15 protein-coding genes are annotated in these 17,945 nt (G+C 59.7%); 10 read left to right on the forward strand and 5 right to left on the reverse strand.

Annotated elements, in window-relative coordinates; all coding sequences use genetic code 11:
* Positions 1-148: 148 nt before the first annotated feature.
* Together AC1P02_RS21740 and AC1P02_RS21745 are read left to right on the forward strand one after the other, a co-directional pair.
* Positions 149-1,003, forward strand: a complete 855-nt coding sequence (locus AC1P02_RS21740; protein WP_485183394.1) for a hypothetical protein — start codon at positions 149-151, stop codon at positions 1,001-1,003.
* 47 nt (positions 1,004-1,050) lie between these two features.
* Positions 1,051-1,875 (forward strand): peptidoglycan DD-metalloendopeptidase family protein, encoded by an 825-nt coding sequence (locus tag AC1P02_RS21745; RefSeq protein ID WP_485183396.1) that lies wholly within the window; start codon positions 1,051-1,053, stop codon positions 1,873-1,875.
* Between the two features lie 96 nt (positions 1,876-1,971).
* Here AC1P02_RS21745 and AC1P02_RS21750 read toward each other — a convergent pair whose 3' ends face one another.
* Entirely contained in the window at positions 1,972-3,309 is a 1,338-nt protein-coding gene (locus tag AC1P02_RS21750; protein ID WP_219591107.1) for an MATE family efflux transporter, read from the reverse strand.
* Positions 3,310-3,464: 155 nt separating this feature from the next.
* Here AC1P02_RS21750 and mscM point away from each other — a divergent pair, with 155 nt between their 5' ends.
* From mscM to frdD, 7 genes are all read left to right on the forward strand, one after another.
* Positions 3,465-6,746 carry a miniconductance mechanosensitive channel MscM gene (mscM, locus tag AC1P02_RS21755; protein ID WP_485183398.1) on the forward strand — a complete coding sequence of 1,094 codons (3,282 nt, stop codon included), beginning with the start codon at positions 3,465-3,467 and terminating at the stop codon, positions 6,744-6,746.
* 24 nt (positions 6,747-6,770) lie between these two features.
* A complete protein-coding gene (locus AC1P02_RS21760; protein WP_485185503.1) occupies positions 6,771-7,496 on the forward strand; it encodes a glycerophosphodiester phosphodiesterase in 726 nt (241 codons plus the stop codon).
* Positions 7,497-7,613: 117 nt separating this feature from the next.
* Complete coding sequence (locus AC1P02_RS21765; RefSeq protein ID WP_042467821.1) at positions 7,614-9,491, forward strand: methyl-accepting chemotaxis protein; 1,878 nt, start codon at positions 7,614-7,616, stop codon at positions 9,489-9,491.
* 516 nt (positions 9,492-10,007) lie between these two features.
* A complete protein-coding gene (gene frdA / locus AC1P02_RS21770; RefSeq protein ID WP_059111472.1) occupies positions 10,008-11,792 on the forward strand; it encodes a fumarate reductase (quinol) flavoprotein subunit in 1,785 nt (594 codons plus the stop codon).
* Positions 11,785-12,519 carry a succinate dehydrogenase/fumarate reductase iron-sulfur subunit gene (locus AC1P02_RS21775; protein WP_171268651.1) on the forward strand — a complete coding sequence of 245 codons (735 nt, stop codon included), beginning with the start codon at positions 11,785-11,787 and terminating at the stop codon, positions 12,517-12,519. The genes frdA and AC1P02_RS21775 overlap by 8 nt, the downstream gene beginning before the upstream one ends.
* Positions 12,520-12,535: 16 nt before the next feature.
* Positions 12,536-12,934 (forward strand): fumarate reductase subunit C, encoded by a 399-nt coding sequence (locus AC1P02_RS21780; protein WP_021138209.1) that lies wholly within the window; start codon positions 12,536-12,538, stop codon positions 12,932-12,934.
* Between the two features lie 11 nt (positions 12,935-12,945).
* On the forward strand, positions 12,946-13,302 hold the full coding sequence (frdD, locus tag AC1P02_RS21785; RefSeq protein ID WP_005317209.1) for a fumarate reductase subunit FrdD: 357 nt from the start codon (positions 12,946-12,948) through the stop codon (positions 13,300-13,302).
* A 148-nt stretch (positions 13,303-13,450) separates the two neighbouring features.
* Here the strand turns inward: frdD and AC1P02_RS21790 are convergent, their stop codons facing one another.
* Positions 13,451-14,149, reverse strand: coding sequence for a DAPG hydrolase family protein (locus AC1P02_RS21790; RefSeq protein WP_485183403.1), 699 nt, complete (start codon positions 14,147-14,149; stop codon positions 13,451-13,453).
* A gap of 94 nt (positions 14,150-14,243) precedes the next feature.
* Here AC1P02_RS21790 and AC1P02_RS21795 point away from each other — a divergent pair, with 94 nt between their 5' ends.
* On the forward strand, positions 14,244-14,885 hold the full coding sequence (locus AC1P02_RS21795) for a TetR/AcrR family transcriptional regulator (protein WP_485183405.1): 642 nt from the start codon (positions 14,244-14,246) through the stop codon (positions 14,883-14,885).
* A gap of 171 nt (positions 14,886-15,056) precedes the next feature.
* Here AC1P02_RS21795 and AC1P02_RS21800 read toward each other — a convergent pair whose 3' ends face one another.
* From AC1P02_RS21800 to AC1P02_RS21810, 3 genes are all read right to left on the reverse strand, one after another.
* Positions 15,057-15,833, reverse strand: a complete 777-nt coding sequence (locus AC1P02_RS21800) for a substrate-binding periplasmic protein (protein ID WP_113719853.1) — start codon at positions 15,831-15,833, stop codon at positions 15,057-15,059.
* Positions 15,834-15,882: 49 nt separating this feature from the next.
* Positions 15,883-17,112 carry a winged helix-turn-helix domain-containing protein gene (locus AC1P02_RS21805; RefSeq protein ID WP_485183407.1) on the reverse strand — a complete coding sequence of 410 codons (1,230 nt, stop codon included), beginning with the start codon at positions 17,110-17,112 and terminating at the stop codon, positions 15,883-15,885.
* Positions 17,113-17,186: 74 nt separating this feature from the next.
* Positions 17,187-17,825 (reverse strand): class I SAM-dependent methyltransferase, encoded by a 639-nt coding sequence (locus AC1P02_RS21810; RefSeq protein WP_485183409.1) that lies wholly within the window; start codon positions 17,823-17,825, stop codon positions 17,187-17,189.
* Between the last annotated feature and the right edge of the window lie 120 nt (positions 17,826-17,945).

Genomic DNA, 17,945 nt, shown 5'->3' on the forward strand with positions numbered 1-17,945 from the left:
CTGCCGATTCTAGAGCCATGGGCCGACTGACTCAATGGCGGTGACCATAGGCGAGCACTTCGCATGTCATGGCTGCTTGTATCAGGCGTTACAGTTATCATAAGAGACCCCCGCACCAGGGGCATTCACTTATTCAAGAGAATCCAAGATGCGTAAACTTCATCTGGCACTGATCCTGCTGGCCTCACTGCTGCTCAATCTCTGGCAATGGCAGGCCCAGCCTGCCACCGCAGACCATTCCCAACCCGAGCCCGATACCGGCCCCCGGACGGCGCAGTGCGACGGGGCTGCAAACCCGAACGCCAGCCAGAGCACGGGCCAGAACCTGATGGCCAAGCTGCCGGGCAAAAACGCTCAGGGGGAGCCAACCACTGCTCAGGAAGCTATTCCCCCCAATCCGGAGCTGGAGGCCGCCATCAGCCAGTGGAGCCAGTCCAGCGACGGCTCTGTGCTGATCGAGCGCCTCTACGATGCAGAGCAGGGCCGCCATCTCACCACGGTATTCGACCGGCTGGACGTAGTGGAGGATGTGCGCGGTCAGGTGCAAGAGCTGTTGCGCGAGCTCTACCGCCTCGGCTTCGATCACCCCGATGCCTATGAGCAGGAGAGCCAGCGGATCTGGAGCAATATCAGCAACCTGCTGGGTGAGGATACCCGCACCCGGCTGGAGCAGGATCTCTACTCGGGTGACATCAATCGACTGCTGGAGATCCAGGGCCGGCTGGCGGAACGCGGCGAGCTGCTGGCCCCGACCCAGCGCCAATCCCTGACGCGTCTGCTGAGCGATGCCAATCAGCAACTGTCCCAGCAGGAGAGTGGCGATGCCAGTACCTATCTGGAAAACCAGAAGGCCTATACCCAGCGCGTGCTGGAGAGCAGCCGTGCCTTCCTGAACCCGAGCCAGCTGAAAGTGCTGCAAGAGATGCTGGAGCTGGATCTGGTGCGCCAGGAGGTCTCGGTCCAGATGGAGGCCATCTACCAGCACTTCCAGCCGGCCTCCTGATGCCCTTAACCTTGTTCGTTTGACCCAACCCATAGCGTGGATCTGTCATGAGAGTCGTTTGTTGTCTGTTGTTGCTATTGGCCAGCCAGTCCGCCCTCGCCGAGGGATTTGTCAGCCGTCTGCTCAACCACCCTGTGCCCGGCGGTGTGGCCGTGGTACCACTCGGGAATGGGCTGCAGGCCCCCACAGTCCGCTATCAGGACAAGCCTGTGCTAGTCGTGCGAGAGGATGGCCAACGCTGGATTGCCATCGTCGGCATACCCCTCAAAACCCCGCAGGGACCCCAGCAGCTGGCGATCAATGATGGCCGCACCCTCAGCTTCACAGTCACGCCCAAGCACTATCGCGAGCAGCACATCAAGCTCAAGAACAGCCGCCAGGTCAATCCGCTGGCCGAAGACATGGTGCGCATCAACCGCGAACTGGCCGAGCAGACCCGGGCCTATCAGACCTTCAGTCCCACCCAGCCCAGCAATTTGCTGTTCGACAAACCGGTCAAGGGGCCCCTCTCCAGCCCGTTTGGTCTGCGCCGCTTCTTCAATGGCGAGGAGCGAAACCCCCACTCAGGACTCGACTTCGCGGTCGGTGCCGGCACCTCCATCAAGGCACCGGCTGCTGGCAAGGTGATCCTGATTGGCAATTACTTCTTCAACGGCAACACAGTGTTTGTCGACCACGGTCAGGGGCTCATCAGCATGTTCTGCCACATGTCGAAGATCGATGTGAAGCTCGGCCAGAGCCTGCCCCGCGGCGGCATAGTCGGTCGAGTCGGCGCAACCGGCCGTGCCACCGGCCCCCATATGCACTGGAACGTCAGCCTCAACGATGCCAGGGTCGATCCCGCCATCTTTATCGGGGCCTTCAAGCCCTGACTCGAGACAGCCAATCCAGCCCATCAGCCGTGATGAGCAGACCGGATAAAACAGAAAAGGCAGCCAGGGCTGCCTTTTCTGTTTTGGGGACACAGCTCAATGGGCGGGAACGTGCAATCCCGCTTCTTTGCGCATGGCGCGCCACATCACCAGCACCAGCACAGTGCTGCAAGTCGGCAACGCCAGCCAGACACCTGATACCCCCCACAGGGAGGAGAAGCCCCACAGGAAGCCGCCGATCAGCACCAGCTTGCCGCCGGTGAGCAGGGAGGCGATACGCGCCCGGTTGATGGCCTGGAAGTAGGTTGCCCCCACCAGCAGCAAGCCCTCCATCGGCAGGCCCCAGAAGTAGAGCCAGATGCCGAGACTCGCCACCGGCAGGAGGGCCGCATTGTCGCCGGCAAACAGGTAGACGACCCCCTCAGGCCACAGATAGAGCGGGATCATGCCACACAGTGCCACCAACAGGGTGACCCCCAGCGCCAGGTTGCGCACACGCAACACCCGTTGCCAGTTGCCCGCCCCCGCGTTGAAGCTGGCGATGGGCTGTATGCCCATGGCGATCCCCTCGAAGATGAGATAGAAGAAGGCTTCGCTATAGCTGATGACGCCATAGGCTGCCACGTGCAGCGAGGTGCCCACCGCCAGCAGCGCCTTGTTGTGCATCGCCAGCACCACCGACAGGTAGAGGTACATCAGAAAGCTCGATATCCCGAGGCGCAGTGTCTCCCCCATCAGCCGCCAGTTCGGCGTCAGGGTATCCCAGCGAATACGCAACTGGCTGCGGGGGGTGAAAAAGTGCCACAGACAGAGTCCGCCAGTCACGGCTTGAGAGAGCATGGTCGCAATGGCAGCCCCCGCCAGTCCCCAGGGAATGACAGCCATCAGCAGATAGTCGAGCAGCACGTTGAGCACGCCACCGCCGACCAGGATCCAGGTGGTGAGACCCGGTCGCCCGTCGTTGCGCAGCAAGGCGGTAAATGCCATGGAGAGCACGGCAAATACACCGAGCAAGGCATACCAGCGCAGATAGGCCATGCCAGCGTTGAAGATCTCCCCCTCGGCTCCCATCCAGGAGAGCATGGCCTCACCATAGCGAATGCCGATAAAGGTGAGCACGGCCGAGGCTATCAGCACCATCACCAGCGCATTGCCGACGATGTGACGCGCAGTTGCCTGCTCCCCCTTGCCGAGGTAGAAGGAGGCGAGCGACGAGGAGCCCATGCCGATCAGTGCCCCCACCGCATAGAGCACGGCGCAGATGGGATAAGCCAGCATCATGCCCGCCAGTCCGTCCTGACCCAGGATATGGCCGACGAAGATGCCGTCTATGGTGACATAGATGCCGGTGACCAGCATGGCGGCCACGGTCGGCGTGACGTAGCGCAAAAACAGGCGAGAGAGTGGGGCCGTGCCCAGATCGACTGCAGACATAAGATGCTCAAAGGAGGGAGAAACGGCCAGAATAATAGCCAAACAAGGCCAGGATCGCCCGTTATTTATGTTACAAATCATTAATATGGAAAACTTTACCCGCTCCGGCCCCTGCTTTAGGCTAGGGCGACCTCTCATGAACGGAAACGTGCGCCATGTTGCAACGCCTGCTCTCTCTGCTGCTGCTCTCCCTCTCTCTCTTTCCCCTGCTCGTCCAGGCCGATGACGCCATCACCCAGGTAGAGGAGTTGCTGCAGAGCGTCCCCAAGACGGACACCCCGGAAAACCAGAAATTGCGGGAGAGTTATCAACAGGCGCTGCAGTTTGCCCGGGAAGCCCAGCGCTATCGTGAGCAGGGCAAGGCTTATCAGCAGATCCTGATTGATTACCCCAAGGAGTCGGCCCGCCTCAAGGAGAGCCTGCACAACTACCAGCCCCAATCCCGCCCGTCCCTCTCCTCCCTGAAGGAGGAGGCGCTGCGCCAGGCCATAGGCCTGAGCAGCAACCGTCAACTCAACCTGCGCAAGGAGCGTCAGGCGGTGATGGACAGCCTCAACCAGTTGGAGAGCACGGGCCAGGAGTACCACCTGAGGGTAGACGAGCTGCGCAAGCAGTTGCAGCAGACCCGTACCCTGCTCGACCGGCTCAGCTTCAGCAGCGAGTCGGATCGCCAGCAGGATGCCCAGCGGCTGGCCACCCGCCTCAAGGAGCAGAGTCTCGCCGACCGGATCCAGATGCTGGAGCTGGAGCAGCTCTCCGCCCAGCAGCGCAACGATCTCGGCAAGCTGAAGTTGCAGGAGCTCAATCTGGCCATCACGGATGAAGACGAGTGGCAGGCCAGCCTGCTCAACCAGCAGAACCAGCTGCGCCGCGACAAGACTGAGCAGGCGCTGGCCGAAAGCGAGCGGCTGCGCAAGCAGCTCACCTCCGACATGCCGCTGCTGCTGGAGCAGCAACAGCAGAACCAGGCCCTCTCCATCCAGCTCGGCGCGCTGGAGGATCAGATAGAGCGGGTACAGGACGATCAAAGAGCCATCGACAAGAACCTGTCGGCCCTGAACGATCTGGTCAATTCGGTGCGGGAGCAATTGGAGTGGCTGCAGATCAGCAACGCCTACGGCGAGAACCTGCGCAGCAAGCTCTCCGACCTGCCCGCCTACTTCCCGCTCGACAAGCTGGAGTCCGCCATCGTCAACGCCCGCATGGCCAAATACCAGTACGAAACCGAGCAGGATGCCCTCAAGGATCCGCGCCAGATGCGCGAGCGGCTGATGGCCACCGACGAGATGGCGCTCGATCGCTCCCAGCAGGCGGTGCTCGACAATCTGCTCAAGGCCAGACGGCAACTGCTGACCCGTCTCAATGACGCGTCCGACAGCCTGATCCAGGAGCAGACCCGGCTCAAGCTGCTCTACAGCCGCCAGAACAGCAAGATCGACGAGATCCGCGACCTCAGCGCCAGCCACCTGTTCTGGATGCCGGATGTACGTCCGCTCACCCCGACCGTGCTGCTCGGCATTCCGGCGGCCCTCGGCCTTGCCTTCAACCCGACCAACTGGCTGCAACTGCCGCAAGCCATCGCCGAGAACAATCCCATCACCCTCACCCTGGCCGGTATCGGCATACTGGTGCTGGCCTGGTGCTGGTTCAAGCTAGCCCGTCACCTGACGCATTACAGTCAGCACATAGCACCGCGCATCGGCAAGGTGACCCAGGACAAGTTCAGCCTCACCAGCCGCCTGCTGGTGCGCTCTTTGCTCGCCTCCCTGCCCCTGCCCGCCATGGTGCTGATGGTGCATGGTCTGCTCGACGGCGCCTGGCAATACCCGTTCGCGGTGGCGGTCGCCCGGGGCCTGAGTGAAATCTGGTTCCTGCTGCTGGCACTCTTGATGGCGCGCCACCTGACGCTGGAAAAAGGGATACTGATCCTGCATTTTCGCTGGCAGAAAGAGTGGGTGCAGAAGGTGTGGAGCCAGTTTCGCACCCTGCTGCTGGTGATCATCCCCAGCTTCTTCGTGCAGGGCATGGCCAACAGCTATCAGGAACACGCTTTCTATGACTCCCTCGGCCGGATGGCGTTCATCGTTGGCGCCCTCTGGTTGCTGCTGTTCTTTGCCCGCCTCAACCGGGAGCGACTGCCGCTGACCTGGGGTCAGGCCGACATGAGCAAGCCCCATTTGCTGCACCACTTCATCTGGAACAGCCTGATGCTGGCCCCCCTGCTGGCGGTGATCGGCTCCCTGCTCGGCTACTTCTACACGTCCCGAATCCTGCTGCGCCAGCTGGAGCTCAGCCTGCTGATGGGGCTGGGCTGCCTGCTCATCTACTACCTGGCCCACCGCTGGATGCTGATCCAGCGCCGCCGTCTCGCCTTCGATCGGGCCAAGAGCAAACGGGCCGAGATACTGGCCCAACGCGGCCGGGAAGAGGGCCATGATGAACTCAGCTCCGAGATACCGGACGTGGTGGAAGATACCGAGCTGGATTTGGACACCATCAGCGCCCAGTCGCTGGGGCTGGTGCGTACCCTGCTGATGCTGGGATTCACCATGCTGGTGGTGGTGCAGTGGTCCGAGCTCAACTCGGCGTTCAGTTTCCTGCGCAGCATCGAAGTGTGGCAGGTCACCAGCAAGATTGGCGGCATAGAGCAGCTCTCCCCCATCACACTGCAGGATCTGATGCTGACGGCATTCACCTTCATACTGACGGTGGTCACTGCCCGCAATCTGCCGGGCCTGATGGAGCTGACCCTGCTCCAGCACCTGAGTCTATCCCCGGGCACAGGGTTTGCCATCACCACTGTCACCAAGTACATAGTGCTGGTCGTGGGGGCGCTCAGTGGCTTCTCCATTCTTGGTATCGACTGGTCCAAGGCGCAGTGGATGGTGGCAGCCCTCTCGGTCGGCCTGGGTTTCGGCCTGCAGGAGATCTTCGCCAATTTCGTCTCCGGCCTCATCATACTGTTCGAGAAGCCGATCCGGCTCGGCGACACTGTCACCATCCGCGAGCTGACTGGCACAGTGACCAAGATCAAGACCCGCGCCACCACCATAGTGGACTGGGATCGCAAGGAGATCATTGTTCCCAACAAGGCCTTCATCACGGAGCAGTTCATCAACTGGTCGCTCTCTGATTCCATCACCCGGGTCAAACTGCGCATCCGCATCGGCCTGACTCAGGACCCCAAACGGATACAGACCATACTGGAAGATTCGATCAAGGCCTCCACTCTGGTGCTGGAGACCCCCACCCCCGAAGTATTCCTGATCGAGTTCACCGATTCGGCGCTGATCTACGAGATGCGGCTCTATGTGAACAGCATGGATCACCGCATGCCCATCACCCACGAAGTACACTCGCTGGTGCTGGAGAAACTGCAGCAACAAGGTCTGGGACTGCCGCACCAGCAGATCGATATTCGACTGAGCCGTGCCTGACCGGGACATAAAAGGAGCCATATGATGCAGATCATCGCCCATCGCGGGGCCAGTGGCCTGGCGCCGGAAAATACCATCAAGGCCATCAGGCTGGCGCTGGAGCTGGGGGCTGAAGCCATCGAGATAGACGTACAGCAGGCTGACGGCGAGTTGTGGGTATTCCACGACCGGCGACTGGAGCGTTGCACGAACGGCGGCGGCGTGCTGACGGCGCAATCCCGTGACTACTTGGCCAGTCTGGATGCCGGACAAGGGGAGTCGATCCCAACCTTGTGGCAGGTGATGGAAGCTATCGCTGGCAAGGCCGAGCTGCATATCGAGCTGAAAGGGGCGCACACTGCCAGCGAGGTGGCCTTGCTGACCCGGCGCGCCGAAGCCGAACTGGGTTTCACACCGGCTCAGTGGGTCGTCTCCTCCTTCCACCACCCGGAACTGGCCCGTTTCGCCGCCTTGCGACCCGAGATCCGGCTGGGGGCGCTGACCGCTACCCTACCATTCACCCTGGCGCGCTTTGCTGCCGAGCTCGGAGCCTGGTCACTCAACTGTGATGTGGACTTCGTCGATGAGGCGCTGGTGCAGGATGCCCACAACCGCGGGTTGAAAGTGCTGGTCTATACGGTCGATCATGGGGACGATCTGACCGCACTGGCGGCCATGGGGGTTGACGGCATATTTACCAATCGGCCGGATCGCTTCCTTCCCCGGAAACAAGGGGACTCATTACTTCGGCAGGAGATCCCTAAGCGCTGATTTAGGCTATAAATTTAAGTGCGCACCGGGATACAAAAAGTTCAACTTTGGCCGATAAGAGTTGGCTCATAACAATAACACCTCACATCGCAGACTGACGCTCACAAGGATGTACACATGAACTTATCCATCAAGAACAAACTTGTCCTCGCCATCGGGGTCATTATCCTGGTCATCACAGGCCTGCAAGTCTGGTACAACACCTCCCAACTGCGCAGCGAAACCCAGCGGCTGGTATGGAATATCATTGACGAAAGCTCGGTGGCCAACGTCAAGGGGATTTCTCGCTGGCTCGATGCCAGGATCAACATGGTCACCTCCACCAAGGAGGCCTTCGCCAAAGAAGATGAGCCGATCAGCCACCTGGCTCAATCCATGAACGCGGGTGGCTTCGACCTGGTTTATGCCGGTACCACTGATGGGCGCATGATCCAGAGTAAACCGACCGACTTGCCGGCAGGTTACGATCCCCGCCAACGCCCCTGGTACAAGGATGCAATGGCTGCGGGCAAACTGGCCATCACCTCACCCTATGCAGACGTCACCACTGGCCAGTTGATCGTGACCATTGCCGAGCCTTTCCAGCGTGGCAATACCCAGGGGGTCATCGCCGGAGACCTCTCCATCAGCTCGCTGGTTTCTGACATTCTGGCGGTCACCACCGAAGGCACCTACGCCATCCTGGTAGACAGCAATGGCACCATCATCGCCCACCCCGATGCCTCCTTGAGTCTGAAGCCCGCCACCAGTCTGGCACCTGAGTTGACAGCGGCTTACATCAACCAGGTGGCCCACGATGGCATGATCAATGAGCTGGTGATCAGCGGCAAGAAAGAGGTCTTTGACTTCAACGCGATCCCGAATACCAACTGGTATTACGGCATGATGGTGGACGAAGCTGTGGCCTACCAGTCCGTCTCCCGCATGGTCACCTCCGCCCTGCTGCAAGGCTTGCTGACCATTCTCATCGTGGCCGGTTTCTCCTATGTTGCCATCAACGGTTCACTGGCTCCGCTGAAAACCCTGGGGGAGGCCATTGCCGACCTCTCCCGTGGCAACGGTGACCTGACCCGCCGCATCAAGATCGAGCGAGAAGATGAGGTTGGTGCTGTAGCCAAGCACGTCAACACCTTCATCGAACGTATCCATGTGATGGTGCAGGATATTTCCAACTCCTCCGGCCAGTTGAACCATCAGGCCAAGTCCTCCCACAACATGGCTGAGAAAGCCAACCAGGGTCTGGCACGTCAGCAAAACGAGATCTCCCAGATCGCCACGGCAGTGCACGAAATGTCAGCTACTGCGGTGGAAGTGGCCAACAACGCCGAGCAGACCGCCGATGCGGCCCGCAGCTCCTCCAGCAGTTGTGAGCATGGCAAGCAAGTCATCGCCCGCAACCAGCGTTCCATCACGGATCTCGCCACTCAGGTCAAACAGGCCTCCGGCATCATTCAGGAACTGGAGAAGAACGCCCAGGAGATCAACACCATCCTCTCTACCATCCAGGGGATCGCCGAGCAGACCAACCTGCTGGCGCTCAACGCCGCCATCGAGGCTGCACGGGCGGGTGAGCAGGGTCGTGGCTTTGCCGTAGTCGCCGACGAGGTGCGGGTGCTGTCACAACGTACTCACAGCTCTACCGTCGAGATCCGCAGCATGATTGAGACGCTGCAGCGTAATACTCAGGGCGCTGTCAGCACCATGCACGAAGGCCAGTTGCTGGCCCAGAACAGCGTGGAAGATGCGAACGACGCTACGCAGGCACTGGAGCAAATCACCACCTCCATCAACCAGATCTCCGACATGGCGACCCAGATATCCAGTGCCGCCGAGGAGCAGCGTGCCGTCACCGACGAGGTCAGTCGCAACATCCAGGCGGTCAAGGATGTCTCCGACGAGCTGGCAGTCGATGCCGACAGCTCACGCAACCTCTCTGAACAACTTAAAAATATTTCAGGTGAACTGAGCAATCAGGTCGGCATGTTCCGCATCTGATCAGCACAAACCTAAGGGGCCATGCAGGCCCCTTTTTTTATGAAAAAATGCTTTTGTTTCAATAGTTATTACCACATGAATCGTCTGGACTATGAGGAAATAAATGCTCATCCGGCACAGTTCTCCGTCATGAAACAACAAATCCCACTCAGCATTTGGATTAGTTTTTTTAACTCAAACAACCCAACATGAATCAGTGAATAATTCTTATTAAATATTTTTGATAAAAAACTTAAAAACTTTATGGGTAATACCTAAAAAGAGAGGTGTTTCTCATTTTTTTGAAAGAAAACTACGTATAATCCTGAGCTTAAAATAACCATAGCAATGACAGCGGCTGATACCGATAACTGAAGGATGGCGATAATTACGGCGTTTTCATCCAAGGAATGGGGTGATTTTAATAAAACTCACCATTGCCAAGCACTAAAACAAACCAGTTTGACTTGCATCAAGCCTGAATTTTTTTAATAGAGCAAAATCGTGCCCAGCAAATCTATCCCTAAGGAGGCAGATGTGGATATTATCAAGACCGATGTCGCCATCATCGGTGCCGGTGGTGGTGGCCTGCGTGCCGCAATCGCCATAGCAGAAGCCCACCCGGAGCTGGAGATCGCCCTGATCTCCAAGGTCTACCCGATGCGCAGCCACACAGTGGCCGCAGAGGGCGGTGCCGCCGGTGTTGTCCGTGATGATGACTCCCTCGAAAACCACTTCAACGACACCGTATCCGGTGGCGACTGGTTGTGTGAGCAAGACGTGGTCGACTACTTCGTCAACAATGCCACCAAAGAGATGGTTCAACTTGAGCACTGGGGTTGCCCCTGGAGCCGCAAGCCGGACGGCAAAGCCAACGTACGTCGCTTCGGCGGGATGAAGATCCCCCGCACCTGGTTCGCGGCTGACAAATCCGGTTTCCACATTCTGCACACCCTGTTCCAGACCTCAATCAAGTATCCGACCATCAAGCGCTTCGATGAGCACTTCTGCATGGACTTGATCGTGGAAGATGGCCGCGTGCAGGGCGTCCTGACCTTTGATATCCAGAACGGCATCTCCCGCTTCATCCAGGCCAAGTCTGTCATTCTGGCTACAGGTGGCGCCGGTCGCGTTTACCGCTACAACACCAATGGTGGCATCGTCACCGGTGACGGCATGGCCCTGGCCTACCGCCATGGTGTGCCATTGCGCGACATGGAGTTCGTTCAATATCACCCGACCGGCCTGCCGGGCACCGGCATACTGATGACCGAAGGTTGTCGCGGTGAAGGTGGCATTCTGGTCAACAAGGATGGCTACCGCTATCTGCAAGACTATGGTCTGGGCCCGGAAACCCCGGTCGGCCAGCCGAAGAACAAGCACATGGAGCTGGGTCCCCGTGACCGTCTCTCCCAGGCATTCTGGCAAGAGCAGCAGAAAGGCCGCGTGATCCAGGGCCCGATGGGCGACGTGGTTCACCTCGACCTGCGCCACCTCGGCGAGAAGTATCTGAAAGAGCGTCTGCCCTTCATCTGCGAGCTGGCCAAGGCCTACGTGGGTGTGGATCCGGTCAAGGAGCCGATCCCGGTACGTCCGACTGCCCACTACACCATGGGTGGTATCGAGACCAACGGTCAGTGCGCGACCCGCATGCCGGGTCTGTACGCCCTGGGCGAGTGTGCCTCCGTCGGTCTGCACGGTGCCAACCGTCTGGGCTCCAACTCCCTGTCCGAGATAGTGGTATTCGGCAAGGTAGCGGGTGAGCACGCCGGCGAATTCGCCAAGACCCAGGCACACGGCGACACGCAAGCGCTGGCCGCCAAGGCCGAGCAGTTGATCAAGCAACACCTCTCGCTGATGGACATAGACGGGACCGAAAACCCGGCCGATATCCGCAACGAATTGGGCATGTCCATGGAAGCCGGTGTCGGTATCTACCGTACCGAAGAGCTGATGCAAGGCACCATCGACAAGATCAACGAGCTGAAGGCACGCTACAAAAAGGTCAAGATCAACGACAAGTCCTCTGTCTTCAACACGGATCTGCTGTACGCCATCGAACTGGGCTACATGCTGGACGTGGCCGAAGCCATGGCGCACTCCGCCCTCAACCGGAAAGAGTCCCGCGGTTCCCACCAGCGTCTGGACGGTTACGAAGAGCGTGATGACGTGAACTTCCTCAAGCACACCCTCTCCTTCTACAACCAGGAAGGCGCCCCGACCATCGATTACTCCGATGTGAAGATCACTAAATCCCAACCGGCCAAGCGTGTGTACGGTTCCGAGGGTGAGAAACAAGACGAGGCTAAGAAGAATGGCTGAGATGATCGAAATTGAAATCCTGCGTTATCGCCCTGAGCAGGACAACGAGCCCTGGATGCAGACCTTTCAGGTGCCTTACCTGAAAGAGATGTCCCTGCTGGATGCACTGCAATACATCAAGGATCAGCTCGACTCCACCCTGAGCTTCCGCTGGTCCTGCCGGATGGCGATCTGCGGCTCCTGCGGCATGATGGTCAACGGTATTCCGAAGCTGGGTTGCAAGACCTTCCTGCGCGATTATCTGCCGGGCAAGATGAAAATCGAGCCGCTCAACAACTTCCCGATCGAGCGCGATCTGGTGGTCGACATGTCCGATTTCATCGAGAAGCTGGAGAGCATCAAGCCCTACATCATCCCGAGCGAACCGCGCAACCTGTGTGATGGCGAGTACACCCAGACCCCGGCTGACATGGCGAAATATCACCAGTTCTCCATGTGCATCAACTGTGGTCTGTGCTACGCGGCCTGCCCGCAGTATGGCATCAACAAGAAGTTCACCGGTCCGGCGGCACTGGCACTGGCCTATCGCTACAACGCCGACAACCGTGACAGCGCGTCCAAAGAGCGGATGAAGATCATCAGCCAGGACGAAGGCGTCTGGGGTTGTACTTTCGTGGGTTATTGCTCCGATGTCTGCCCCAAGGGCGTGGATCCGGCTGCAGCCATTCAGCTTGGCAAGGTCGAGAGTGCCAAGGACTACATGATCGCCATGTTCAAGCCAGATTGAGATCAGGAATGAGACCATGAACAACACCAATAGCAAACGTAAGCCTTACGTCCGCGAAATGAAGAAAGACTGGTGGCTGAAGAATGCCTTCTACACCGGTTACATGATCCGCGAAGGCACCAGCATCTTCGTCTCCATCTATGCCGTCGTGCTGATGTGGGGTCTGCTGCGTCTGGTTCAGGGTCAGGAAGCGTTCAACGGCTGGCTGGAATCCCTGCAAAGCCCGATCGCCATCCTGTTCCACGTCATCGCGCTGGCGGCCTGCCTGTTCCATGCCAAGACCTGGTTCGCCCTGGCGCCCAAGGCCATGCGCATCTTCCGTGGTGAAGACCTGGTGCCGGAGAAGCCGATCGTTATCGCCCAGTATGTGGCGCTGGCAGTGGTATCCCTGCTGATCCTGATCATCGTGGCTTGAGGAGAAAATTAATGAGACGTTCTGACGAACCCATCTATTGGGGTCTGTTTGGTGCCGGTGGCATGGTGGTTGCCATGCTGCTGCCGGTGATTGTCCTCATCACAGGTCTGCTGGTGCCCATGGGCATCATGGACGTGGAGACCATGAGCTTTGATCGTGCCCACGCATTCGCCAGTTCCTGGTGGGGTGCCTGCATACTGCTGGTCATCATAGCCCTGCCGATCTGGCACGGCATGCACCGTATCTACCACGGTCTGCATGATCTGGGGATCCACACAACCAAGCTGCACCACTATGTGTTCTATGGCTTCGCCTTCCTGGTGTCTGCCATTACCGTCGGTCTGCTGATGGTGCTGGTCCTCCAGTAATCACAGCGTGACTGATTGACCAAACCGGGCCAAGTGCCCGGTTTTTTATTACTCCTCCGACGGCTAACGTGCCACTCCGATGGCCGGTCTTGCCCCTTCTATGGAACCAGGCACCCCACGCTTGTTGGCACCAACCATGGGCGCTTCTTCACCAGAGCTGCGGCGCGGATTCACTGCCGTTTTCCGCGTAATAGAGTGACGGCAGAAACTGCGCCAGATAGCTGAACTCGCTGTAGCAGTGGCGCATCAGGTTGAAGCCGATATCGTCCGGCACCTCATCAAGTGGATTGGCGCAGGCCTTTCCCAGCAGGAAGCGGCTGCGCAGCACGCAACCATAAGGGGTATCGCGCGCCAGGTGCAGCATCTCGCCGTCCAGCGGCGCCCCCTGCTCATCCAGCGCCACCTGATCGCCAAAGCCGATGCGAGCGCAAATGGCGGCAGACAGTGCCTGCGTCTCCCACGCCTCGTGTAGCGATTGCGGGGCGAACACCTCTTCGGCGCTGTGAAACTTGAGGCGGGCCGCCACCGGCGGCAGTTCGGCAAGCCACTCCACCGCATCTATGCTGGCCCCCACATAGCGCTCCCCTTTTTTCCAGTGACGATCCCAGCCCCGGTGCTCGACGTGGTCATGCGGGTGCCACCACTTGATGTGCTGGGTCGTCTCGAAAAACGTGAACCACCAATCCAGCATGCGCCCCTTGCAGCCGTGCAGATCGGTGCGAATGGCGACCGTCAGCAAGCCGTCGGTACTGCGGGTCAGGCCCATTTCCAGGCGCAGCGGCTGCAGCCTGAGCAACTCATTGATGTCATTGACGCCCCAGGGGGCAAGCAAAGCGGAAGGATTCATGATGTGACTCCGATTTAATTTGGAAACCAAATTAGTTTCTTAATTCAAGCTATGCCTGTATGCTGTGTCTGTCAATGCTTTCCAGGAGCCAAACATGTCGAACCAATCCAATGACGTAGTACGTTCACGCGGCCGGCCGGCCACCCCGGAATCCGACCTGCGCGCCGCTCTGGTCGAGGCAACGCTGACCTTGTTGCTTAAGGGGGGGTACGCCACCGCAACAGTGGATGCGGTAGCCAAACAGGCGGGGGTCGCAAAGAAGACTCTGTACCGCTTCGCCGCCAACCGCGACGAGCTGGTGGCACAGGCGGTACGCAGCTGGACCGATGCATTTCAACCGGCATTCGAGCTGGATGCCGATAGCCCCGATGCCCTGGGGGAGATGCTGGAGCAGGGGTTGCAGGCCATTGCGAACCAGGTGCTGAGCGCGCCGGCGGTAGGCATGTTCCGGCTGCTGCAACATGAGTTTCAGGGGCGGGATGCACTGCTGGCGGCCTATCAGGACAACGGCATTGCGCGCGGCAGGGCGACGCTGGCCAACTGGTTGCAGCGCCAGCAGCAACTGGGTTGGCTACGCGCGCTGGACGTCGCACAAACCAGTGACCTGCTGCTGGCGATGACCATGGCGGAGCCGCTGCGCCAGATGGCACTCGGCTTGCTGGCGCCGGGCAGCGACATCCGTGAGCGCATCGCCGCGGCCGTTGCGCTGGTGCTGCCCGGTTTGATGCGAGGGTAGACGTCCTTCGTCAGCAAGGATGCAACGCCACGGCGAAGACGCTCTCAGGCCTGTCCAGGCAAAGGTCGTGATGGCATATGAGCGCGGAGAACTGCCGAAGGTACCCCGCTTCCAGCCGGTCCCATTGTGGTCATAATAAACCGGGCCTGATGCCCGGCGTGTGGATAGATCTCACTCCATCGGCGGCAGGAAGCTGCGCATCACCTCGTCGCTGTAACCACTGTCCTGAAACGAGATCAGCACCTGATTGAGGCGGGTAACCAGTTCGTACCCGCGCGGGGAGCCCTTGCTCACCAACAGATAGAAGCCTTTGCGGCTGGGCAGGGAGAGGTTGAGCAGGCCGCTCTCACTTCGATAGATGCCCAGGCCAATTCCACTCACCAGCGGTTCTATTTCACTTGGCAAGAAATCACAACGATCCCGCCCCAGCATATCCAGCGCCTGCTGCAGTTGCTTGACCAGATGGGGCTCCCGCGTCAAGCCATAGGGGGCATAGTTGTAACCAATCACACCGCACACCCGGGAGCGATTGACCGTCTGTAAATCCGGCGCCTCGGGGAAGCGGCGTTTGAGATAGAAAAAACCGAGGTGGGTGTAGTAGAGCGGCACGCTGTAGAGGGCATATTCGGCCCGCTCCGGCTTGTAGCTGGCATCCCAGGTCAGCTCGCACAGGCCGTTCTGACGATAGTCCGCCAGCTCCTGCTGCACCCGCGCCCAGGGCAGATAGCGGATCTGGTATGAAATCCCCAGCTTTTTCAGGGACTCGAGCACCAGAGTGGTGGCCGAGCCAGTGAGCCGGCTGGTATCGGGTACGCCATCCTTGCGCTCCCAATAGGTAAAGGGAGCCCATTCGTTCCCCTCCCCCAGGCAGATCTGCACCTGCGGTTCGGCCGCCTGAGCCAGACTGCCGGCTCCCAGCCCCATCAACAGCAAGATTGTTCGGTTCATTGCCCCCTCCTTGACTACCTTTGCAGCTTAGTTCAGTCGGCCAGTCCCCTCATGTCTCAGACCAGCCTGTGTCACGCCACAGCGCCAGCAGAGGTGCGGGAATGACGCCGTATTGCAGAGCCGGCGTCTGATGCCAGTCGGCCAGCTTTTGCAGCGCTCTGGCCAAATCCTGCGCCAGGGTACGGGTCACTCTCACCCCATCTTCCAGATAGAGGCTCTTGATCTCGAAGATCCCCTGCTGGCGATGGGCCTTGGCATCCATGCGCCCTACCAGCTTGCCACGGTGCAGCAGCGGCAACACGAAGTAGCCATACTGGCGCTTTGGCGCCGGGGTATAGCACTCGATGCGATAGTCAAAGTTGAACAGCTCGCTGACCCGCTTGCGATCCCAGACCAGGGGATCAAACGGCGACAGTACCGTGGTGTGGGTCGCCTTGAGGGTGCCGGCCCGGGCCATGGCCAACTCATCGGCGAGGGACGCATGAACAAAGGCGCCGTGCTGCCACCCTTCCACCCGTACCGGCAACAGCTCCCCCTCGTCCGCCAGCTGATGGAGCAGGGCATCGTATTTACCGCGGCGCAGCCGATAGTAGTCGGCGACCCAGCCGGTCTTGACCAGCCCAAGGGCGCGGCAACTTGCCTGCACCATTTCCCGCCGGACCTGTTCCTGGCTCGGCAAATCCCGCTCGTCACACCAGTCGGGCATGACCCGCTCGGCGAGATCATAGACTCGCTGGAAATTGCGCCGCTCGCGCACCATCAGCTGGCCTGCGGTAAAGAGCACCTCAAGATGGCGTTTCTCCGGCTTCCAGTCCCACCAGCCGTTGCCCTTCTCCCCCTTGCGCTCAAAGTCGGCGGCCCGCACCGGGCCATGCTGGCGAATACGCTCGATAATCTGGCCTATCTCCTGCTGATGGGTGGCTAGCCAGTTGGCCGAAAACTTCCAGCCCATGGCGGCAGGATCCAGCATGCGATGACGCAGCAGGCGGTAATCCTCGCGGGGAATGAAACAGGCCTCATGGGCCCAATACTCGAAGATGTCCCCCTCGGCCAACAGTTGTTCAAGCCAGCGAGGATCGTACTGCCCCAGTCGGCTGAACAGCACCAGATAGGGGCTGCGCGCCACCACTGAAATGGTATCTATCTGCAGCAGCGCCATACGCCGAATGGTCGCCAGCAGATCCGCAGGCTTGGCCTTGGCACGACGCTGGGTCAGCAGCCCCTGGGCTGCGAGCTGCAGGTGGCGGGCATCTTGCAGTGACAAATGAGGGATCGACATGGAAATAGGGGCATCCGTTCCAGGGTTTAAGGCCACCAGCATGCCCAACTCATGACCAAATGAAAACGCCCTGCTCAGGGTTTGGTGAAGACGACCACATCCCCATGGGGAAACAGGACGTCGGCCTGCCAGCGAATGGCCAGAGCACGAAACGAGGTCTCGGCAAAAAAGACGATGTGGGTCGGGTCGTGCCGATAGCGCCAGGTTTTGAAACGGTCATCGTCCAGCACCCGCTGGGTCTGCAGCACCAGGATGCCGCCGGGCTTGAGGCAGCCCCAGAGCACGTCCAGTGCAGCGCGCGGGTCGGCGATATGCTCGATTACCTCTGTGCTGGTGATGAAGTCATACTGGCGGGTGAGCAAGTCGGGAAGATCTGCATAGAACTTGTCATAACCCGCCATCTGGTAGCCCGCCTCCCGCCCCATGGCGATGAGCGCAGGCCCGGGGCCACAGCCAAAATCGAGGCCGCTGGCCGGTGGCGGCACCCGGCTCAGCACCTCGCCGAAGGCACGCATCAGAAAATGGCGGTAGCGGGGATCGTCCACCTGATTGTCGTGTCCGTCATACACTGCCTTCTCCGCTGACGGCCCCAGATGATCGGCGCCATCCAGCCAGACCAGCTCGCAAGACCGGCAACGATGGTAATGCTTGCCGGCCACCGGCAGCGCATAGGAATCGACTGCACCGCACAGCGGGCAAGGAGACGGGCACATGGGATTTCCTCACGAGAGTGACAGGCCCAATCCGGGATGGGCTCGAAATGGGCGCCAGCTTGCCTGCCTGGGCGGCCGCTGACAAGGGGTTTTGTCCCATGGAATAACCGCCTGCAGCCC

The organism is Aeromonas sp. TS_SC_11, assembly GCF_057318915.1.